Source organism: Mesorhizobium sp. M1217, from assembly GCF_040318275.1.
Taxonomy (GTDB): Bacteria; Pseudomonadota; Alphaproteobacteria; order Rhizobiales; family Rhizobiaceae; genus Mesorhizobium.
Map to the genome: position 1 here is coordinate 199,769 of NZ_JAMYMA010000011.1, position 18,591 is coordinate 218,359.

Sequence of the window (18,591 nt, forward strand, 5' to 3'; positions counted from 1 at the left end):
CTTACGCCATCGGCATTTGCGAAGCGAGACCGAAAGTAGCTTTCTTCGCTCATCTGCCTTTTTCGTGATCAATGGCCGCCGATCCTCACTCAAGCGACGACGGCAAATCCCCTGGCGCGCAGGCCGCGCCGGTCGTTGCGCAACGACGTCACCAGCCGGTCGCGGCTACCGTCGATATGAGATGAAAGCAGGCAGGCGGCCCCGTCGGCATCGCCGGCCCGCACCGCCGACAGAATGTCATGGTGTTCGGCCCAGGCACGGCCAAGCGCTGCCTCGTCGCGAACCTCGAGCCAGCGGGCGCGCGACAGGCGCGTCATCGCATCACGAACCGCTCTGAACAGGAACTCGTTGCCTGACAGGCGCGCCAGCTCGATATGAAAATCCATGCCGACACGATGCCATTCCTCGCGCGGCGTCTGGTCGTCGCAGGAATCGAGCATCGCCTCGATGATTTCGACGGCACCCCTGTCCTGCAAGGCACAAGTCAGCCTGACTGCCGCGACCTCGACCGCCTCGCGATAGACGGCGATCTGCTCCAGCTCGGCAAGATTGATGGGCGAGACCGTCCAGCCGCGGCCGTCGCGGCAGATCAGGCCTTCGGTCTCGAGCCGCAGTAACGCCGCCCTGACCGGCGTGCGCGAGGCGCCGAAGCGGCTTTCGACCCAGCGCTCCGTCAGCCGCTCGCCGGGACCGATCTCGAGCCCGAGGATCATCTCGCGAAGCTGCTTTTCGACGTTCTGCATCTGCGACATTGGCGTTCCGTTTGTTGGAGCCGGTTCATTGGCCCTCTGTTTACCGGCCATTACTGGCGATCACTTTGCAGGGATCGCATTGACAGCAACCAGTCTTGCGTCCATGACGGACACCAGCTTGGTATCCCAAAATGGTATCCGCAGCAAGTTTTCATGCGAACTGGCCGGACAGGACAGGACATGCCGCAAGACGCCACCCTCGCCGTGCAAGGCACCCATAACGTCCACTGGCGCCGCAATCTCGCCGTGTGTTTTGCCGGCTCGTTCAGCACGCTCGCAGCGATGACGCTGCTGTTGCCGTTCCTGCCGCTCTACGTCGAACAGCTGGGCGCCGAGGGCCATGCGGCGATCGTGCAGTGGTCGGGCATCGCCTACGGCGCCACCTTCCTTGCTGCCGCGCTGGTCGCACCCCTGTGGGGGCGGTTAGGCGACCGCTACGGCCGCAAACTGATGCTGGTGCGCGCCAGTTTCGGCATGGCGCTGTGCATGTCGCTGACCGGCATGGTGCAGACTGTCTGGCAATTGGTGTTCTTGCGCCTGCTGATCGGCTTTGCCGGCGGCTATTCTTCGGGCTCGACCATCCTGGTTGCCATGCAGACGCCGAAGGATTGCTCCGGCTGGGCGCTGGGCGTGCTGTCGGCCGGAATCACGGCCGGTGCCCTGGTCGGTCCGCTGCTCGGCGGCGCGCTGCCGCCGCTGATTGGCATCCGCGCCACATTCCTGCTCGCCGGCGGCGTCATTTTCCTGGCCTTTCTGGCAACCACCTTGCTGATCAAGGAGGCCCCTCGCCCGGTTGCCGCCAAGGCCGCGTCAGAAGAAAAGGCGAAAGGCGGCTGGTCGCAAATTCCCGACAAGCGCCCCGTCGTCGCCATGCTGGCGACCGGGACGCTGTTGAGTTTCGCCACCATGTCGATCGAGCCTATCATCACCGTCTATGTCCAGCAGCTCATCGAAGATCCGAGCCAGGTCACGCTGGTCTCCGGCATCGTCATGTCGGCGGCAGCGCTCGGCGCCATCCTGTCGGCGTCGCGGCTCGGCAAGCTCGCCGACCGTATCGGCCACTGGAACGTCATCGTTGCCGCGCTCGCAGTCTCGGCGCTGCTCCTGATCCCGCAGGCCTTCGTCACGCAAGGCTGGCAGCTCGTCGGCCTGCGTTTCCTGATGGGCGTGGCGCTTGGCGGTCTTTTGCCCTGCATCACCAGCGTCATCCGCCACAATGTGCCCGACGGCGTCGGCGGTAATGTGCTGGGCTTGTCGATCTCGGCGCAATATGTCGGTCAGGTCGCCGGACCGCTGCTCGGCGGCTTCGTTGGTGGCCATTTCGGCATGCGCGCGGTGTTTCTCGGCACATCCGTGCTGATGGCAGGCGGAGCGGCCTATAACTGGCTGGTCCAGTCGCGCCGCGAACGCGACATGCTGGCGGAAGCCGGCAAATCCTGACACGGTTCGCAGCGCTATCTCAGGCGGTCGCCAGCAATTACGGAGGCGTGGAAATGAGCACGGATGAACACGCGGCAGGCGGCCGCATTCTGATATTTGCCGGCGGCCTATGCGGCGCAACCGGCGTGGTGCTTTCGGCGGCGTCGGCACATCTCGGCGGCGCTTTCGTCGGCACGGCCGCGTCCTTCCTGCTTATGCATGCGCCGGTCTTCCTTGTCGTCGGGCTGCTCGGAGGAAATATCATCCTGCGAAGCGGAAGCCTCATCCTCCTCGTCGGGCTTCTGCTGTTCTCGGGAGATCTCCTCGCTCGCGACTTCCTTGGCTCGCGGCTGTTCCCGATGTCGGCGCCGATCGGCGGCACCTTGCTGATCGGCGGCTGGCTGGTGATGGCCGCCTCGGCGCTAGTGCGTCCGCGCCGCCATTGATGCGGCAACCAATGGCGGCGCCCTCGATCCACGAGCTCTGTCTTGCCAGCTCAGTCTCGCGGACGTTCGGGCCGAACTTGGCCGTCGCGTTTGGTCGTCTTGACCACACGCCGTCGCTCCGGCCGTTCGGTGGCCGGCGAGATGCCCCAATAATTGCGATAGATGTCTTCGAACAGATGCTTGATCGGGTGCATGGCTTAATCTCCTCTAGCTTATTTGAATCGATCCAATCAGCAGGCGCAAAAAATACGCTGCCGATCAGCTCCGCTTGCGTCGCGTCAGGAAACGCAGGTCGCGAATCCACGGACCGGTCCTGTCGCGCCGCTTCCGGGCCTCCGCGCTGGCGCGGATGCTCCAGTCGTTCCGGTAAATGTCCTCGAACAGATAATTGACGGGGTGCATGGCACTCTCCTCTTGTATCGATCCAACCTGCGGACGAAAGCGCGCTTGGATCGATTCAAAGAATACGCGCCGCACCATAAATGTCAAGCAAAAATTTGAATCGATCCAAGGAAGGTGTTAGGTAATCGGCGATACTGTTGGACCGGAGTCCCGGAGACAAACAAATGGCATCACTCACCGAAGGCAGCAAGAGGCCCATCCGGCTGGCCGACATCGCCAAAGCCGCGGGCGTATCACACGGCACTGCCTCCAATGTCTTCAGCCGTCCCGAAATCGTGCGCGAGGAAGTCCGCGAGCGGGTCAAGGCGGCGGCCGAGGCGCTGGGCTACGCCGGCCCCGATCCCAAGGGCCGACTGCTGCGCGCCGGCAAGGTCAATGCGATCGGCGTCGCCACCACCGAGCCGCTGTCCTATTTCTTCGACGACCCCTTTGCCCGCGTGATGATGGCCGGCATCTCGGAGGCATGCGACGCCACCGGCGCGGGAATTGCCCTAGTGTCGGCTGGCAACGAGGAAAAACTTGCCTGGAACATCCAGAGCGCCCTGGTCGACGGCTTCATCCTGTTCTGCATCGAGGGCGGTCCGCGCCTCGTCGAGCTGACACGCGAACGAAAGCTCCCCTTCGTCGCGCTCGAGCTCGGCTCGCAGGACGACACGGTCTCGGCGATCAGTATCGACAATGTTGCCGGCGGCCGGCTCGCGGCGCGCCATCTGGCGGAACTTGGACATCGCCGCTTCGCCGTATTGTCGCTGGCCTTCGCCGACGACAGCACCGGTCTTGTCTCGCCCGAGCAAGTCCGGACGGCGGCCTACACCGGGACCCGTGACCGCCTCCTCGGCTATTTCGAAGAGCTTTCCCAATTTGGTGTCGACACCGCCAAGGTGCCGGTCTACGAGACCGAAAACGACAAGGCGAGCACAAGGGCTGGTCTCGAAACCATCTTCGCCTCGGCGGAACCGCCGACCGCCATCCTGGCGATGTCGGACCGGATCGCGATGGTGGCATTGGAATGGCTCAACGCACGGGGCATCGCGGTTCCCCGCGATGTTTCCGTCGTCGGCTTCGACGGCGTGCCTGAAGCCGCAATTTGCGAGCCTCCGCTCACCACCATCGCTCAGCCGATCGCCGAGATCGGCCGCCGGGCAGCGCGAAGAATCCTCGACTTCGACGGCACAGTGCGGCGAGAAACGCTCGACGTCGAACTTGTCGTCAGGGCATCGTCCGGACCGCCGCCAAGTACAGGCTGACTGGGCAGATCGGCTCCAAATCTTATCTATTGGCCGCCATGGGACCGATGCCAAAGGATGGACGGACAGGCGGCGCTTCGTTGCGGACCGGCTTGCCCTTGCCGGACCAGCCGATGGCAGACAGCCATTCCAGGTAGAAGGCGAGCGCGAACTGCATGGCGATGCCGGCGGCGAGCAGCAGACTGTCATAGGCAATGCCGCCCGGGTTGATCAGCTTCATCACTTGCGCCGCCATGGCAATCACCGTTCCGGCAATGAAAACCGGCAACGAACGTTTGCCCAATATGGCGAGCGGATTGTCACGACCGGTGCGGAACAGGTTCGAGACGGAAGGCAAGGCGACGACCAGGTAACTCATCGCCAGAATGTGCAGCAGTCGCGGTAACGACAGGAACGTCTTGTCGAAACCGGTCAGCACCACCGGCAGGTCGAGCCATGACACATGCCCCCACAGCGGGCTGTGCACCCAGACGAGCGCTGTGAGCACATAGGCGGCGGCCGCGCCGACCAGCCAGCGATTGACCGGGATGGTGCCGCCGCGCCGCACATGCAACACGCTGGCCATGCCGATATTGAACAGCAATTGCCATGACAGCGGATTGAGGAACCAGAACCCGGGCTCCGGGTAGTTCGGTGGCGCGATCTGGTAGATTCCGGCAAGCAGCCAAAGGGCTGCGGATACGGCAAGCGCCGCCAGTGGCCGATAGCTGATGAACAGTAGGAAGGCCGGCGCCATCAACAGCAGCGCTGCATAGACCGGCAGTATGTTGTTGTAACCGAGCTGATGGCCGAGCGTGACGATGCCGACCAGGACTTGTGGCGGGTTTCTGACGAGCGGCTCGATGTTGATCAGCGTCAGAAGGTCCGGCCGTTTCGCAAACACCGCCGCCGCGCAGAAGATAGCCATGACCACCATCGTCGTGACGATGTGGGTGACATAGAGCACGCCGGCGCGGCGCCACATTTTCAGCGTCGCAATCAGCCGGTTTCCCGGCTGGAATTTGGTGCCGTAGGCGAGAGCGACGGACATGCCGGAGATCAGCACGAAGGCCTCGGCCGCATCCGAAAACCCGAAATTCTTGTAGGTCAGGGTTTCGAAAACGGTGCCCGGCACATGGTCGATGAATATGGTCAGGAGGGCGAGAGCCCGGAACACGTCAATACGCGTATCGCGTTCCGGCGAAACTGGCATCGTCATCGATAAAAGGCCTTAAAGCTGGTTGTTCATGCGCGGCAATGCGACCACCCGGCGCACACTGCTTCGATCCCTCCCGCGGGGATTATATCGGCAAAGAAACGGACTGAAATGCGCCCGGTTCAATCAACTTTCGCGGAGCTTGAAAATATTTCGTTTTGAAGCCGGCAAATTAACGAAAGTAACGCGAAATCAAAAGGATGTGACTATGGCCGAGGAGAGCCTCGAAGACGGTATTTTGCAGGAAAATTCAGGCTTTTTCTACCGGCTCCATCGACCCGCCAATTTACCCGGTGACTGGCTGTTCCTGCAGCATGGATCGGGAGTCGATGAGACGACCTTGCTGCCGCTTGGTCGGCAAATCGCGCCGCATGCGGCGCTGGTTGCGGTCCGTGGCCGCATCCCTCAGGAGGGCGGGTTCCGCTGGTTCACGCGAATCACCCCGACGCGTTTCGAACAGGCGAGCATCCGTGCGGAGGCGGACGCATTCGCGGGCTTCGTCGACGGCATCGCGAAGCGCCACCGCTTCGATCTCAGCCGCGCGACCTTTGTCGGTTATTCGAACGGCGCCAATCTGGTCTCAAGCGTCATGCTGCTGCATCCGGGCCTGATCGAGCGCGCCGCATTGCTGCGTCCGATGCCGGTGCTTGACGAGGTGCCGCCGGCCGACCTGTCGAAGGCGCGGGCGTTGATCATCGCCGGCGCCGCCGACCTGACCTATGCGCCATTCGCGCCGGTGTTGGCCGCCCTGCTGAGTTCGCATGGCGCCAAGGTCGAGACCCAAACCATTGCCTCCGGCCATGAAATCGGCGATCCGGACGCCGAGATCGTCAGGCAATGGCTGGCGGATCCTGCGGTCGCCGTTGCAACGTCAGATCGATGAGCCTCGAAGCTATCCTCGCCCCATGCGGTTCCAGGCGTCCAGCCCGGCGATCTTGTAGGCTTCGGCCAGCGTCGGATAGTTGAAGGTGTTGTTGACGAAGAAGTCGACGGTGCCGCCGAGATTGATGACCGCCTGGCCAATGTGGATGAGTTCGGTCGCGCCCTCGCCGACGATATGGGCGCCGAGCAGACGGCGTGTTTCGATCGAGAACAGAAGCTTCAGGAAGCCGGTATTGACGCCCATGATGTGGCCGCGCGATGTCTCGCGAAACCGCGCCACGCCGACCTCGTAGGCAGCACCACTCTCGCGCACCTGCTCCTCCGACTGGCCGACGGTGGAGATTTCCGGCACGGCGTAGATGCCGTAGGGAAAGGTTTCGGGCGGCGGCGGCAAGGGCACGCCGAACGCATGGCAGGCGGCCACCCTGCCCTGTTCCATCGAGGTCGAGGCCAGGCTCGGAAAACCGATGACGTCGCCGGCGGCATAGATGTTGGGCGCGCTGGTCTGGAAGGTCTGCGGATCGACCTTGATGCGGCCCCTGGAATCGGACTCGATGCCGACCGCTTCCAAGCCCAGGCTGCCGACATTGCCGGTACGCCCGGCAGCATAAAGCACCATCTCGGAACGTATGGTGCGGCCGTCTGCCAGCATCACCTCGGCATAATCGGGTTTGGAGGCGATCTCCTTGACGGCGCTGCCCAAGCGGATGGTCATGCCGCGGTCGCGCATCTGATGGATGAAGTCGTCGACGATCTCGCGGTCGACGAAATCCAACATGGTATTGCGCGGCTCGACCAGCGTCACCGGAACGTCGAGCGCGGAAAAGATCGTCGCATATTCGACGCCGATGACGCCGGCGCCGATCACCGTCAGCGTGCGCGGCAGCCGGTCGAGCTCCAGCATCTCGTCGCTGTCGAAAATCCGTGTTTTGTCGAACGGCACGTCGCGCGGCCGGTGCGGCCGGGTGCCGACCGCGATCAGTGCATGGGCGAAGCCAACCTCGCTGTAGTCGCCGGTGTCGGTGGTCAGGCTGACCTTATTGGGGCCGAGGAATTTTGCCGCGGCGCGAGCGCTCTTGACCGTGTTGCGCATGAACTGGTGCTGCAGCACCTCGACCTCATGGTCGAGCGTCTTGTGCAGGCGCTCGACCAGATCGCCGACCGAAATGTCCTGCTTGACCCGGTAGCCGCGTCCATAAAAGCCGCGCTCACGCCAGCCGGAGAGGTTGAGCACCGTCTCGCGCAACGTCTTCGACGGTATGGTGCCAGTGTGTACCGACACGCCGCCGAGACGCCGGCCCCTGTCGACCACCAGCACCGACTTGCCGAGCTTGGCCGACTGCACCGCGGCGCGGCGCCCGGATGGGCCGCTGCCGATGACCAGCATGTCGTAGTCCATGTCGCCCCGTCCCCTCGGCTCGGCACCTTTTGTTGCGCCGCAGCAAGCTAACGCTATCCGCGCCATGAATTCAACAAGTCAGACGGCGCCGGGCACTCCGTCACCATCTACGGTGGCGAATGGTTCGATCTTGATTCCACCGCGAACCTTCACCATTTCATCAATACGCGGCCCGTGCATTAACCCGGGTTCGATTACGAGGAAATGACATGAACGCTCGCGTTCTCGACGGCGAAATCATCACCAGCAGGCTCGAAGACGTCCGCGCCTATGAGGGCGTGCGCACGCGGCGCATTCTCGCCTTCGTCATCGTTTATTTCATCGTCGCGCTGCTCACCATTCCTTTCGCGATCCTGGTGTTCTTGTTTGGGCTGTTGACGCTCGGCCTCGGCTGGATGCTGTTTTCCATTCTCGTGCCGGCCGTCGCCATCCTCTACATCTGGAACACGCTCGGCAGTAAAGATCAGGCCACCGCTGGCATGAAGATGATGGGCATCCGGCTCGACCGGCTCGACGGCAGCCGCATCGACGGGTTGACTGCCGTCGTCCATTCGGTGTTGTTTTGGGCCGGCAATGTCATCCTCTCGCCGCTGGTCCTGCTGGTGAGCCTGTTTTCCGACCGCAAGCGCATGCTGCACGACCTGCTGCTCGGCACGGTCGTCAGCCGCAGCGGCCGCTGAGCGGCTTTGAAGCGCGGCCGCAGCCTTTGCGCACAAAAGTGAAGACGTCCATTCACACAGGCTTTCACAATCCTGTTGAATTTTTCGGCGTCCGCGCCAAAGGTAGAGCGATTCGCAGGAGTGTTTCCAAGGCTCGATGACGCAGCACCCGACCCAGTCGCCACAGTTCTTTCTGACCGCGCCCTCGCCGTGTCCCTATCTCGAGGGCCAGTTCGAGCGCAAGGTGTTCACCCACCTGGTCGGCGACAAGGCCCCCGAGATGAACGATCTGTTGACGCAGGGCGGGTTCAGGCGGTCGCAGAACATCGCCTACAGGCCGGCTTGCGAGACCTGCCGCGCCTGCGTGTCGGTGCGCATCCTGGCGCAGGAGTTCACCGCCAGCCGCAACATGAAACGCGTCATACAGCATAATTCGGATCTGGTCGGCGCCATGCACGACGCCGAACCCTCCACCGAGCAGTATTCGCTGTTCCGCAGCTATCTCGACGCCCGCCACCGCCGTGGCGGCATGTCCGATATGACCGTGCTCGACTACGCCATGATGGTCGAGGATACCCATGTCGACACCAAGGTCATCGAATACCGTCGCCGCGGACCTGACAGCTTCATCACCGGCAAGGGTCAGGGCGAACTGATCGCCGTGGCGCTCACCGACAAGATGGCCGATGGCCTGTCGATGGTCTATTCCTACTTCAACCCGGATTTCGAGGACCGTTCCCTCGGCACCTTCATGATCCTCGACCACATCGCCCGCGCCAGGGCGATGGGCCTGCCCCATGTCTACCTGGGCTACTGGGTCAACGGCTCGCGCAAGATGAATTATAAGATGCGCTTCCAGCCGCAGGAGCATCTCGGCCCGAAAGGCTGGGAACGCTACAATCACGAAGCGGTTTCGCGCTGATTTCCGCTTTCGGTATTCACCCTTAAATTGTTTCGAGGAGGATGCCGCTGGGCTTCCGGCCGATCGGCGGAAGACCGGGCGGGTCAATTTTGCGCCTCCAAGCCTATCGCGAGAATTGCTGCATGTCTTCGCACAACGACCACCAGAGAGGCCTTCTGATCACCGCCATCGGCGGGTTGACGCTGACCGTCGACATTCCGCTGATCCGGCTCGCCGACGGCGAGGCATGGACGATCCTGCTCTTGCGCACCGGCACGACCTTCGTCGCCACGCTCGTCATCTGGGCCATCTGGCGCTCGCTGAGCGCAAAGGCACCGCAGCTTATCCCGGGCTGGTCAGGGCTCATCGTTGCCGCCCTCTACGGACTCGGCTCGATCGCCTTCACCACCGGCGTCTACAACACCTCGACCGCCAACCTCGTTTTCATCCTGGCCTTCACCACCATGTTCGCGGCCCTTTTGTCGTGGCTATTCCTGAAGGAGAGGCCACAGCCCCTGACGGTCGCAGCGCTGGCATTGATGATCGCCGGCGTCGTGATGATTGTCGGTGATTCCGTCGGAACCGGGCATCTCTTCGGCGACCTGATGGCACTATGCTCCGCCTTCATGATCGCCGCGGCCATCACCATCTCGCGCGCCAGCGGCAAGGATATGGGCTTCACCGCGCTGATCGGAGTCGTGCTGCCACTGGCCATCGCCGCCCTGATGGTTTCCAAGGTGGGTTTTCACGTCAACGCACCGTGGTGGATCGTCTTCAACGGCGCCGTCATCATGCCGATCTCGTTCTTCTGCCTCGCCAACGGTCCGAAATACATTTCCGGGCCGGAAGTGGCGATGTTCTACCTGTTAGAAACCGTGCTGGCGCCGGTCTGGGTGTGGATGATCTTCGCCGAGACCCCGTCGCGCAACAGCCTGATCGGCGGCACGATCCTCATCGTCACCTTGATCGGCCATTCGCTCTGGCAGTTGCACGAGGGGCGTAAGCGCCGCGCCACGCTCGCCGTCAGTCACCCGGCCTGATTCTTTTTCGCGGCGGCGCGTTCGGCGACAATTTCGATCTGCGGCGGTGCATCTTCCTGCTCCGCCGGTTCGGCGGCAGCGAGTTCATCGGTCAGCTCCACCTCGCGCAGCCATTCGCGCCAGATCGCGACCAGCAGGGCCATCAGCACCGGGCCGATGAACAGGCCGAGAAAGCCCATTGTCTTGACGCCGCCGATCAGGCCGAAGAAAGTCGGCAGGAAGGGCAGCTTTATCGGCCCGCCAACCAGCTTCGGGCGCAATGTCTTGTCGACGACGAAGAGTTCGACGGCGCCCCAGATGAACAGCGCCAGGCCGGCCATCGGCGAGCCGCTGGCGGCGAGATAAATCGAGACCAGCGTGAACGACAGCGGCGCGCCGCCGGGGATCAGCGCCATGATGCCGGTCAGTGCGCCGAGCGTCACCGGCGACGGCACGCCGGCCAACCAGTAAGCGATGCCCAGCACCAGCCCTTCGCCGATGGCGATAACCGTCATGCCGGTGACGGTCGAGGAGATCGTCGCCGGCACCACGCGTGAGATCCGTTCCCATCTGGCCGGCAGGATGCGTTCGCCGAGGCGATCGACCTGCCCGGCGAAATGCTCGCCGTCGCGATAGGCGAAGAACAGCGCGATCATCATGAACAGCAGCGTCAGCAAAAGGCCGAAGGCGCTGCCGCCGGCGGCAAGCACGCCGCGATAGATGCTGCCGATATTGGCGCCGCTGATCAGCTGGATCAGTTCGCCGATACCGCCTGGATGGCCAACGTTGACCGTCCATTGTTCATTGAGCCATTCGCCTACCACAGGCAGCGTGGCGATCCAGTGCGGCGTCGGCGCGCCGTAGCGGTTGGTCTCGATCGCCCAGCCGACCCATTCGCGCACCTCGTTGATGGCATAGGTGCCGGCAAGCGCGATCGGCACCACCAGGAAGGTCAGGATGAACAGGATCGCAAGGGTCGCGGCGATCGTGCGGTTGCCGCCGACGCCGGCGAGCAGCCGCCGATAGAGCGGCCAGCTGGCGAAAGCGATCACCAGGGCGGCAAGGACCGGGAATAGGAAGCCGTGGAAGAAATAAACGCCGGCGGCGACGATCAGCACCAGGAGCCAGCGCGCCGCCGACAGCGGCGGAATGACAGCGGCCCTGAGCGGCGTCGACAGGCCAAACAGGCGCTGCTGCCGCTCCGGCTTCTGTATCCTGACTTCCTTCAAGCGACTACCTCCCCAACGCCCCGTGTCGTCCAGATGCGTTATCCCCGCGATTTCCCATGGCGAAGCTTATGCACTGATATAGTGCAGCAATCGTGACGGCATTCCAATTTGGTCGAAAGGAGCCCGAAACAAAAAACCCGCCTTGGCAGGCGGGTCGTCGGTGCGAATCAGCACCATAGCGAAATTAGTAGCATAGCTGCCGGCACAAAGCAAGAACAAAATGCGCCGCCGGGCACGAAAACACGAATTCCCTTTCACCACCTCGCCTGACCGCCCCCCGAAAGGTCATGCTCCTTCGCGCGCCTACCCGAACTTGCCCGTGCGCGGAAAGCCCTTTGGCACCATGCGGCCGGCCGAGGCGCGGGCGCCGATCCATTCGGCAAGCTCGTCACGCGATTTGGTGAAGGTGCGATCTGCCGAATCCTGCCAGGACAGACCGCTTGCGAGCGTGAAGGTCTTGAGGTCGAGGACACCGCCATCCTTGTATTTCTGCAGGCGCACGCCCTTGCCGCGTCCCATCTCCGGGATCTCGGCCAGCGGGAACACCAGCATCTTGCGGTTCTCGCCGACAATGGCGAGATGGTCGCCGGCGACAGTCACGCAGCGCTGGGCCTCGTCGGGCGCCTTGACATTCATCACCTGCTTGCCCTTGCGGGTGTTGGCGACGACCTCCTCTTCCTGCACGATGAAACCGTTGCCGTCATGCGAAACCAGCAGCAGCTTGCGCTTGGGATCATGGACGAAGGCGGTGACGATATCCTGGTCGTTGTCCATGTCGACGATGATGCGGATCGGCTCACCATGGCCACGCCCACCCGGCAGCCGGTCGGCGCCGATCGTGTAGAACTTGCCGCCGGTGGTGAAGACCAGCACCTTGTCGGTCGTCTGGGCATGGAAGGCGAGCTTGAGGCTGTCGCCTTCCTTGAAGGTCAGGGCCGAGTGATCGGTCAGATGACCTTTCATGGCCCTCAGCCAGCCCTTTTCCGATACGACGACGGTGACCGGCTCGCGCTCGATCATGGCGTGGGCGATATCGGTCAGGTCATGTTCGGGTGCATCTGCGAACTCGGTCCGGCGCTTGCCGATCTCGGTCTCGGGCCCATATTTCTGGCGAACATTGGCGACTTCCCACTTGATCGTCGCCCACTGCTTGGCGTCGGACGCAAGTAGCGCCTCGATCTGCTTCTTCTCGCCGGTCAGGCCGTTGAATTCCTCACGAATCTCGAATTCCTCGAGCTTGCGCAGCGCCCTCAGCCGCATGTTGAGGATGGCTTCGGCCTGGGTGTCGGTGAGTGACCAGCGGGCCATCATCACCTGCTTGGGCTCGTCCTCCTCGCGGATGATCCTGATCACCTCGTCGATGTTGAGGTAGGCGATCAGATAGCCGGCGAGGATCTCCAGCCGCCTCTCGATCTCGCCGAGACGGTGCTTGGAGCGGCGGATCAAGACGTCGCGGCGGTGCTCAAGCCACTCCTTGAGCACGCCTTTCAGCGGCAGCACGTTCGGCACCTTGCCGCGCGACAACACGTTCATGTTGAGCGGAAAGCGGCTTTCGAGCTCGGTCAGCTTGAACAGCGATTCCATCATGATGCCGGGATCGACCGAGCGGCTCTTCGGCACCAGCACGACGCGGATGTCCTCGGCGCTCTCGTCGCGGATATCCTCGAGCAACGGAAGCTTGCGCGCAATCAAGAGCTCGGCGATCTTTTCGATCAGCCTGGCCTTCTGGACGCCGTAGGGGATCTCGGTGACGACTATGTTCCAGGTGCCCCTGCCCTGGTCCTCCTGGCTCCATTTCGCCCTGACGCGAAAGCCGCCGCGACCCGTTTCGTAGGCTTCGAGGATCGAGGCTCGGCTGTCGACGATGATGCCGCCGGTCGGGAAATCCGGACCTTGCACGAAGTCCATCAGCTTGGTGACGGGCGCATCCGGATGATCGATCAGGTGAAGCGCGGCGTCGCAAAGCTCGGCCGCATTGTGCGGCGGGATCGAGGTCGCCATGCCGACGGCGATGCCGGACGAGCCGTTGGCAAGCAGGTTCGGGAAGGCGCCGGGCAGCACGGCCGGCTCCTCGTCTTCCTCGTTGTAGGTCGGGCGGAAATCGACCGCGTCCTCGGTGATGCCTTCCAGCAGCAGCGTCGACACGTCGGTCATGCGCGCTTCGGTGTAGCGCATGGCGGCGGCGTTATCGCCGTCGATATTGCCGAAATTGCCCTGCCCGTCGACCAGCGGGTAGCGCATCGAAAAATCCTGCGCCAACCGCACCAATGCGTCGTAGATCGACTGGTCGCCATGTGGATGGAACTTGCCCATCACCTCGCCGACGATGCGGGCGCATTTGGCAAAGCCCTGGTCGGGGTTGAGCCGCAACAAGCGCATGGCATGCATTATGCGGCGATGCACCGGCTTCAACCCGTCGCGCACGTCCGGCAGCGCCCGGTGCATGATGGTCGACAGCGCGTAGGCGAGATAGCGCTCTTCCAGCGCCTTCTTCAGATCGACCGGCTCGATATTGTCGCCGCCGCCAGTTTCAGGCGGCAAAAGCCTTTTTCCCATGGGCTGGCACTAGCCGAGCGGGTGATTCGCGGCAAGAGGCGCCGGCATACCTCCTAAAGCGCGTCGCGTTCGACCGGCCTTATGCGCGCGCTTTAGGTCCTTGTTTTGATCCATGTCGCGCAAAACCGCTGCACACTTTTGCGCGACCTGCATTGTGCAACAGGAATTGGAAGCGTCGCGACGCCGGCCAACATCAATCCGTTACATCCGGCTTCTATCGCAAGCCTGATGGATCGGGTTTGCCTTTGGCCGCGATTTTCGACCATTGTGCCGAGGCCCGCCTTTTTCCGGTCCAGTTCGTCGCTGAATGGTGACGACGCGACGAATTGAAAAGAATTTCAGGACACTCTCAGGGGAGCTCTCGATGACGATCAGACACTCGACACTTATTAAAAGACTGGCTTTTTCGACCTTTTTGCTGACGCTGCCGCTGAATGCGGCGTTCGCGCAGGATACCGCGGTCGCCGACCGGCTGAAGGCTGCCCTCGCCGCCCAGGGCGTCGACCTCTCCTGGACCGGAGTAACCGGCGACACCTCCAGCATGGTTCTGCAAGGCGTAGCGGTCAGACCGGCGGCCGAAAAGGAGGCGCTCAAGATCGGCGACGTCAAGCTCGAAGGCGTGACCGAAGCCAATGGCGGCTATCAAATCGCGACCGTATCGACTTCGCCGTTCGAACACAGCGAAGATGGCGTCACGCTCAATCTCAGCCCCTTCGTCATCCACGACATGACGGTTCCGGCCGAAGGCGCAAGCGGTCCGCTGGGCTCGCTGATGATGTACAAATCGGCCGAGCTCGAAAACATGACCGTCAAGGTCGCCGACAAGCCTGCCTTCTCGATGGACGGGCTTGCCATCGCAATCACGCCGCCGGCCGACGGCAAGGCCATGGCGTTCTCCGGCACCACGGAAAAGTTCACTGCCGACCTGACGCTGGTCGAAGATCCGAAGTCCAAGGAAGTCATCAACGCACTCGGCTACCAGAACATATCGGGCAATCTTGAGATGGAAGGCACCTGGCAGCCTACCGACGGCAAGATGGATTTGTCGAAATACGAAATTTCGGTCGACAATGCCGGCACATTCGGTATGACCTTCAATCTCGGCGGCTACACTCTGGATGTCATCAAATCGATGCAGGAGATGCAGAAGAAGATGGCAGCTCAGCCTGAAGGCGCCGACAATTCGGCGCAAGGCATGGCCATGCTCGGGCTGCTGCAGCAGCTATCGTTCAACAGCGCCTCGATCCGCTTCGACGACGATTCGCTGACCAAGAAGGTGCTCGATTATGCCGGCAAGCAGCAAGGCATGTCCGGCAAGGACATTGCCAACCAGGCCAAGGCGATCGTGCCATTCGGCATGGCGCAGCTCAACAATCCGGAACTGACGGCGCAGGTTTCGGCCGCGGTCAACAAGTTCCTCGACGATCCGCAGAGCATCGAGGTCTCGGCCGAGCCGCCGGCAGCGGTGCCGTTCGCGCTGATCATGGCGGGCGCCATGTCCAACCCGCTCGACCTGCCGAAAACGCTTGGCGTGACGGTTACCGCGAACGAAGACTGACCGAGACAGCCTTCAAGCAAAAAGCCCGGCAGCGATGCCGGGCTTTTTTATGAATCCACAGGACCGGTTCGGAGCGTTTCCTAAACCTCTTTCTTCGTTGCCACGACGCGCAGCGACAATTCGCGAAGCTGCTGCGGACTGGCTTCCGACGGGGCGTTCATCAACAGGTCGTAGGCCTGCTGGTTCATCGGGAACATGGTCACTTCGCGCAGGTTCCTGGCACCGACCAGAAGCATGACGACACGGTCGATGCCGGCCGCCATGCCGCCATGCGGCGGCGCGCCATACTGGAAGGCACGGTAAAGGCCGCCGAAGCGTTCCTCGACGGTTGCGCGGTCCAGCCCGACCGTTTCGAACGCCTTGACCATGGTTTCCGGCAGATGGTTGCGAATGCCGCCTGAGGCGATCTCGAAACCGTTGCAGACCATGTCGTACTGGAACGCCTTGATGCCGAGCAGATCCTCGCCGTTAAGCGCATCGATGCCACCTTGCGGCATCGAGAACGGATTGTGCGCGAAGTCGATCTTCTTCTCCTCCTCGTTCCATTCGAAGAACGGGAAGTCGACGATCCAGCACAATTCGAAGCGATCACGGTCGACAAGGTTGAGCTCCTCGCCGGCGCGGGTGCGCGCCGCACCCGCGAAGGAGACGAATTTCTTCGGGTCGCCGGCGACGAAGAAAGCGGCATCGCCATCGGCAAGGCCGAGTTGTTGGCGGATCGCCTCCGTGCGCTCCTCGCCGATGTTCTTGGCCAGCGGCCCGGCGCCTTCGAGCTTCTCGCCCTCCTTGCGCCAGAAGATGTAGCCCAGCCCGGGCTGGCCCTCGCCTTGCGCCCATGAGTTCATGCGGTCGCAGAAGGCGCGCGAACCGCCGGTCTTGGCCGGAATGGCCCAGACCTCGGCCTTCGGATCGTTGGCAAGGATGTTGGCAAATACCTTGAAGCCGGAATCGCGAAAATGATCGGAGACGGCTTGCATCTCGATCGGGTTGCGCAGGTCCGGCTTGTCGGTGCCGTATTTGCGCATGGCGACATCATAGGCGATGCGCGGAAACTTCTGCGTCACCGGCTTGCCGGCGGCAAAGGTCTCGAACACGCCCCGCATCACCGGCTCCATGGTGGTGAACACGTCCTCCTGCTCGACGAAGCTCATCTCAACGTCGAGCTGGTAGAATTCACCCGGCAGACGGTCGGCGCGCGGGTCCTCGTCGCGAAAGCACGGCGCAATCTGGAAATAGCGGTCGAAGCCGGACACCATGATCAGCTGCTTGTACTGCTGGGGGGCCTGCGGCAGCGCGTAGAAAGTGCCGGGGTGAATGCGCGACGGCACCAGAAAGTCGCGCGCCCCTTCCGGCGACGAGGCGGTCAGGATCGGCGTCGAGAATTCGGTGAAGCCGACCTCGCCCATCAGCTTGCGCATCTCGGCGATGATTTTCGTCCGCGCGACGATGTTCTTGTGCAGCGTGTCGCGCCGCAGATCGAGAAAGCGGTATTTGAGGCGGATGTCCTCCGGATAATCCGGCTCGCCGAAGACCGGCAGCGGCAATTCCCTGGCCGCCGACAGAACCTCGATCTCGCGCGCGAAAATCTCGATCTCGCCGGTCGGCAAATTAGGGTTCACGGTGTCGGCGAGGCGCGCCTTGACCTCGCCGTCGACGCGGACGACCCATTCGCCGCGCAGGGTCTCGGCAATCTTGAAGGCGGGCGAATCCGGATCGGCGACGATCTGGGTCAGGCCGTAATGGTCGCGCAAATCGATGAACAGCAGGCCGCCATGGTCGCGCACGCGATGCACCCAGCCCGACAGGCGAACGGCGGAGCCGACGTCGCTCTTTCTCAACTGGGCACAGGTATGGCTGCGGTAACGATGCATTGTCATTGCTAGGTCCGGATGTTGGTTGCGGCCAAAGCACGATGGCCCGGCCTGAAAATTTGCGCGAAAAGCACATGAGAGTGTGCATTTGTCAAGGCAAGCGGCGCCCGGGACGAGTTCGCGTTCTTCCCGCCCCTGTCCCACCGGCATCAATTTATGCCAGAGGCGTTAATCCGAGTTCGCTGCTCTGTCCAGCAGTTCAATTATGCACCTCATCCCTTGACCCCGCCTGCGGTGAGGCCGGAGATGATCTTGCGCTGGAAGATCAGGACGAGGATGACGAGCGGCACGGTGACGATCACCGATGCGGCCATGATGTTGCCCCACGGGATCTCGAACTGCGAGCTGCCGGAGAGCAGCGCAATGGCGACCGGCACGGTTCGCTGCTCGTTGTTGGAGGTAAACGTAAGCGCGAACAGAAATTCGTTCCACGCACCGATGAAGGCGAGAAGCCCGGTGGTCGCCAGCGCCGGCCACATCAGCGGCAGGAAAACGCGGCTGATGATGATCCAGGGCGTGGCGCCGTCGAGGATCGCCGCTTCCTCCAGCTCGATCGGCAGGTCGCGAACGAAGGCGGTGAGCACCCAGACGGTGAACGGCAAGGTGAAGATCATATAGGACAAGATCAGCGCGAACGGCGAATTGTAGAGGCCGAAGGCCCGGATCAGCTCGAACAGACCGGCAAGCACCGCCAATTGCGGGAACATCGAGACGGACAGGATAATGAGGAGCAGAGCCGAGCGGCCGCGGAAGCGGATGCGCGCCAGGGCATAGGCGGCGGTGACGCCGAGGAACAGCGAAATGACGACAACGGCGCTCGAGATGAACAGCGAGTTCACGAGGTTGCGCAGGAAGGTCCCTTCGGTGAAAACGGTCTTGTAATTGCTGAAGGTGATCGTCTTCGGCCAATAGTCGATCTGGAAGAGCGCCGTCCCGGATTTCAGGCTGGTGACGATGGCGTAGTAAAACGGGAATACCGCGACGACGACGATAACGGCGACGAGGAGGTAGAAAGCCGTGCGCTTGACGATCCACATGGTCAGCAGCCCCACATGA

General features: G+C 62.5%; 17 protein-coding genes. 8 read left to right on the top strand and 9 right to left on the bottom strand.

Features of this window, described 5'->3' with window-relative positions; translation table 11 throughout:
* Positions 1–89 precede the first annotated feature (89 nt).
* Positions 90–752 carry a GntR family transcriptional regulator gene (locus tag NKH37_RS20240; RefSeq protein ID WP_023717262.1) on the bottom strand — a complete coding sequence of 221 codons (663 nt, stop codon included), beginning with the start codon at positions 750–752 and terminating at the stop codon, positions 90–92.
* A gap of 180 nt (positions 753–932) precedes the next feature.
* Here NKH37_RS20240 and NKH37_RS20245 point away from each other — a divergent pair, with 180 nt between their 5' ends.
* Entirely contained in the window at positions 933–2,192 is a 1,260-nt protein-coding gene (locus NKH37_RS20245; RefSeq protein WP_353005534.1) for a multidrug efflux MFS transporter, read from the top strand.
* A 53-nt stretch (positions 2,193–2,245) separates the two neighbouring features.
* Entirely contained in the window at positions 2,246–2,617 is a 372-nt protein-coding gene (locus NKH37_RS20250; RefSeq protein ID WP_352845125.1) for a DUF423 domain-containing protein, read from the top strand.
* Positions 2,618–2,667: 50 nt separating this feature from the next.
* Here the strand turns inward: NKH37_RS20250 and NKH37_RS20255 are convergent, their stop codons facing one another.
* Together NKH37_RS20255 and NKH37_RS20260 are read right to left on the bottom strand one after the other, a co-directional pair.
* Positions 2,668–2,811, bottom strand: a complete 144-nt coding sequence (locus NKH37_RS20255; RefSeq protein WP_352481237.1) for a hypothetical protein — start codon at positions 2,809–2,811, stop codon at positions 2,668–2,670.
* A gap of 64 nt (positions 2,812–2,875) precedes the next feature.
* Positions 2,876–3,019: a hypothetical protein gene (locus NKH37_RS20260; RefSeq protein ID WP_353005535.1), complete on the bottom strand. Its 144-nt coding sequence runs from the start codon at positions 3,017–3,019 to the stop codon at positions 2,876–2,878.
* A 164-nt stretch (positions 3,020–3,183) separates the two neighbouring features.
* Between NKH37_RS20260 and NKH37_RS20265 the strand changes: the two genes are divergently transcribed.
* Positions 3,184–4,266, top strand: a complete 1,083-nt coding sequence (locus NKH37_RS20265; RefSeq protein WP_353005536.1) for a LacI family DNA-binding transcriptional regulator — start codon at positions 3,184–3,186, stop codon at positions 4,264–4,266.
* Positions 4,267–4,288: 22 nt separating this feature from the next.
* On the opposite strand, the gene NKH37_RS20270 is transcribed toward NKH37_RS20265, so the two are convergent.
* A complete protein-coding gene (locus NKH37_RS20270) occupies positions 4,289–5,464 on the bottom strand; it encodes an OpgC family protein (RefSeq protein ID WP_353005537.1) in 1,176 nt (391 codons plus the stop codon).
* A gap of 28 nt (positions 5,465–5,492) precedes the next feature.
* Here NKH37_RS20270 and NKH37_RS20275 point away from each other — a divergent pair, with 28 nt between their 5' ends.
* A complete protein-coding gene (locus NKH37_RS20275) occupies positions 5,493–6,344 on the top strand; it encodes an alpha/beta hydrolase (protein WP_353005538.1) in 852 nt (283 codons plus the stop codon).
* A gap of 9 nt (positions 6,345–6,353) precedes the next feature.
* Here NKH37_RS20275 and sthA read toward each other — a convergent pair whose 3' ends face one another.
* Positions 6,354–7,742 carry a Si-specific NAD(P)(+) transhydrogenase gene (gene sthA / locus NKH37_RS20280; protein ID WP_023717254.1) on the bottom strand — a complete coding sequence of 463 codons (1,389 nt, stop codon included), beginning with the start codon at positions 7,740–7,742 and terminating at the stop codon, positions 6,354–6,356.
* 209 nt (positions 7,743–7,951) lie between these two features.
* On the opposite strand from sthA, the gene NKH37_RS20285 reads away from it, so the two are divergent.
* From NKH37_RS20285 to NKH37_RS20295, 3 genes are all read left to right on the top strand, one after another.
* Entirely contained in the window at positions 7,952–8,422 is a 471-nt protein-coding gene (locus NKH37_RS20285; RefSeq protein ID WP_353005539.1) for an RDD family protein, read from the top strand.
* A gap of 136 nt (positions 8,423–8,558) precedes the next feature.
* Positions 8,559–9,323, top strand: a complete 765-nt coding sequence (locus NKH37_RS20290; RefSeq protein WP_023717252.1) for an arginyltransferase — start codon at positions 8,559–8,561, stop codon at positions 9,321–9,323.
* Between the two features lie 122 nt (positions 9,324–9,445).
* Entirely contained in the window at positions 9,446–10,342 is an 897-nt protein-coding gene (locus tag NKH37_RS20295) for a DMT family transporter (RefSeq protein WP_353005540.1), read from the top strand.
* Here the strand turns inward: NKH37_RS20295 and NKH37_RS20300 are convergent.
* Both NKH37_RS20300 and parC read right to left on the bottom strand, forming a co-directional pair.
* Positions 10,330–11,550 carry an AI-2E family transporter gene (locus NKH37_RS20300; RefSeq protein ID WP_023717250.1) on the bottom strand — a complete coding sequence of 407 codons (1,221 nt, stop codon included), beginning with the start codon at positions 11,548–11,550 and terminating at the stop codon, positions 10,330–10,332. The two genes, NKH37_RS20295 and NKH37_RS20300, sit on opposite strands and share 13 nt — an antisense overlap.
* A gap of 303 nt (positions 11,551–11,853) precedes the next feature.
* Positions 11,854–14,106 carry a DNA topoisomerase IV subunit A gene (parC, locus tag NKH37_RS20305; RefSeq protein ID WP_352481243.1) on the bottom strand — a complete coding sequence of 751 codons (2,253 nt, stop codon included), beginning with the start codon at positions 14,104–14,106 and terminating at the stop codon, positions 11,854–11,856.
* Positions 14,107–14,470: 364 nt separating this feature from the next.
* Here parC and NKH37_RS20310 point away from each other — a divergent pair, with 364 nt between their 5' ends.
* Positions 14,471–15,664 carry an aq_1923 C-terminal domain gene (locus NKH37_RS20310; RefSeq protein ID WP_023717248.1) on the top strand — a complete coding sequence of 398 codons (1,194 nt, stop codon included), beginning with the start codon at positions 14,471–14,473 and terminating at the stop codon, positions 15,662–15,664.
* A gap of 80 nt (positions 15,665–15,744) precedes the next feature.
* On the opposite strand, the gene aspS is transcribed toward NKH37_RS20310, so the two are convergent.
* Both aspS and NKH37_RS20320 read right to left on the bottom strand, forming a co-directional pair.
* Positions 15,745–17,535, bottom strand: a complete 1,791-nt coding sequence (gene aspS / locus NKH37_RS20315; protein ID WP_352495347.1) for an aspartate--tRNA ligase — start codon at positions 17,533–17,535, stop codon at positions 15,745–15,747.
* A gap of 212 nt (positions 17,536–17,747) precedes the next feature.
* Positions 17,748–18,572 (bottom strand): carbohydrate ABC transporter permease, encoded by an 825-nt coding sequence (locus tag NKH37_RS20320; protein ID WP_352495346.1) that lies wholly within the window; start codon positions 18,570–18,572, stop codon positions 17,748–17,750.
* Positions 18,573–18,591 lie beyond the last annotated feature (19 nt).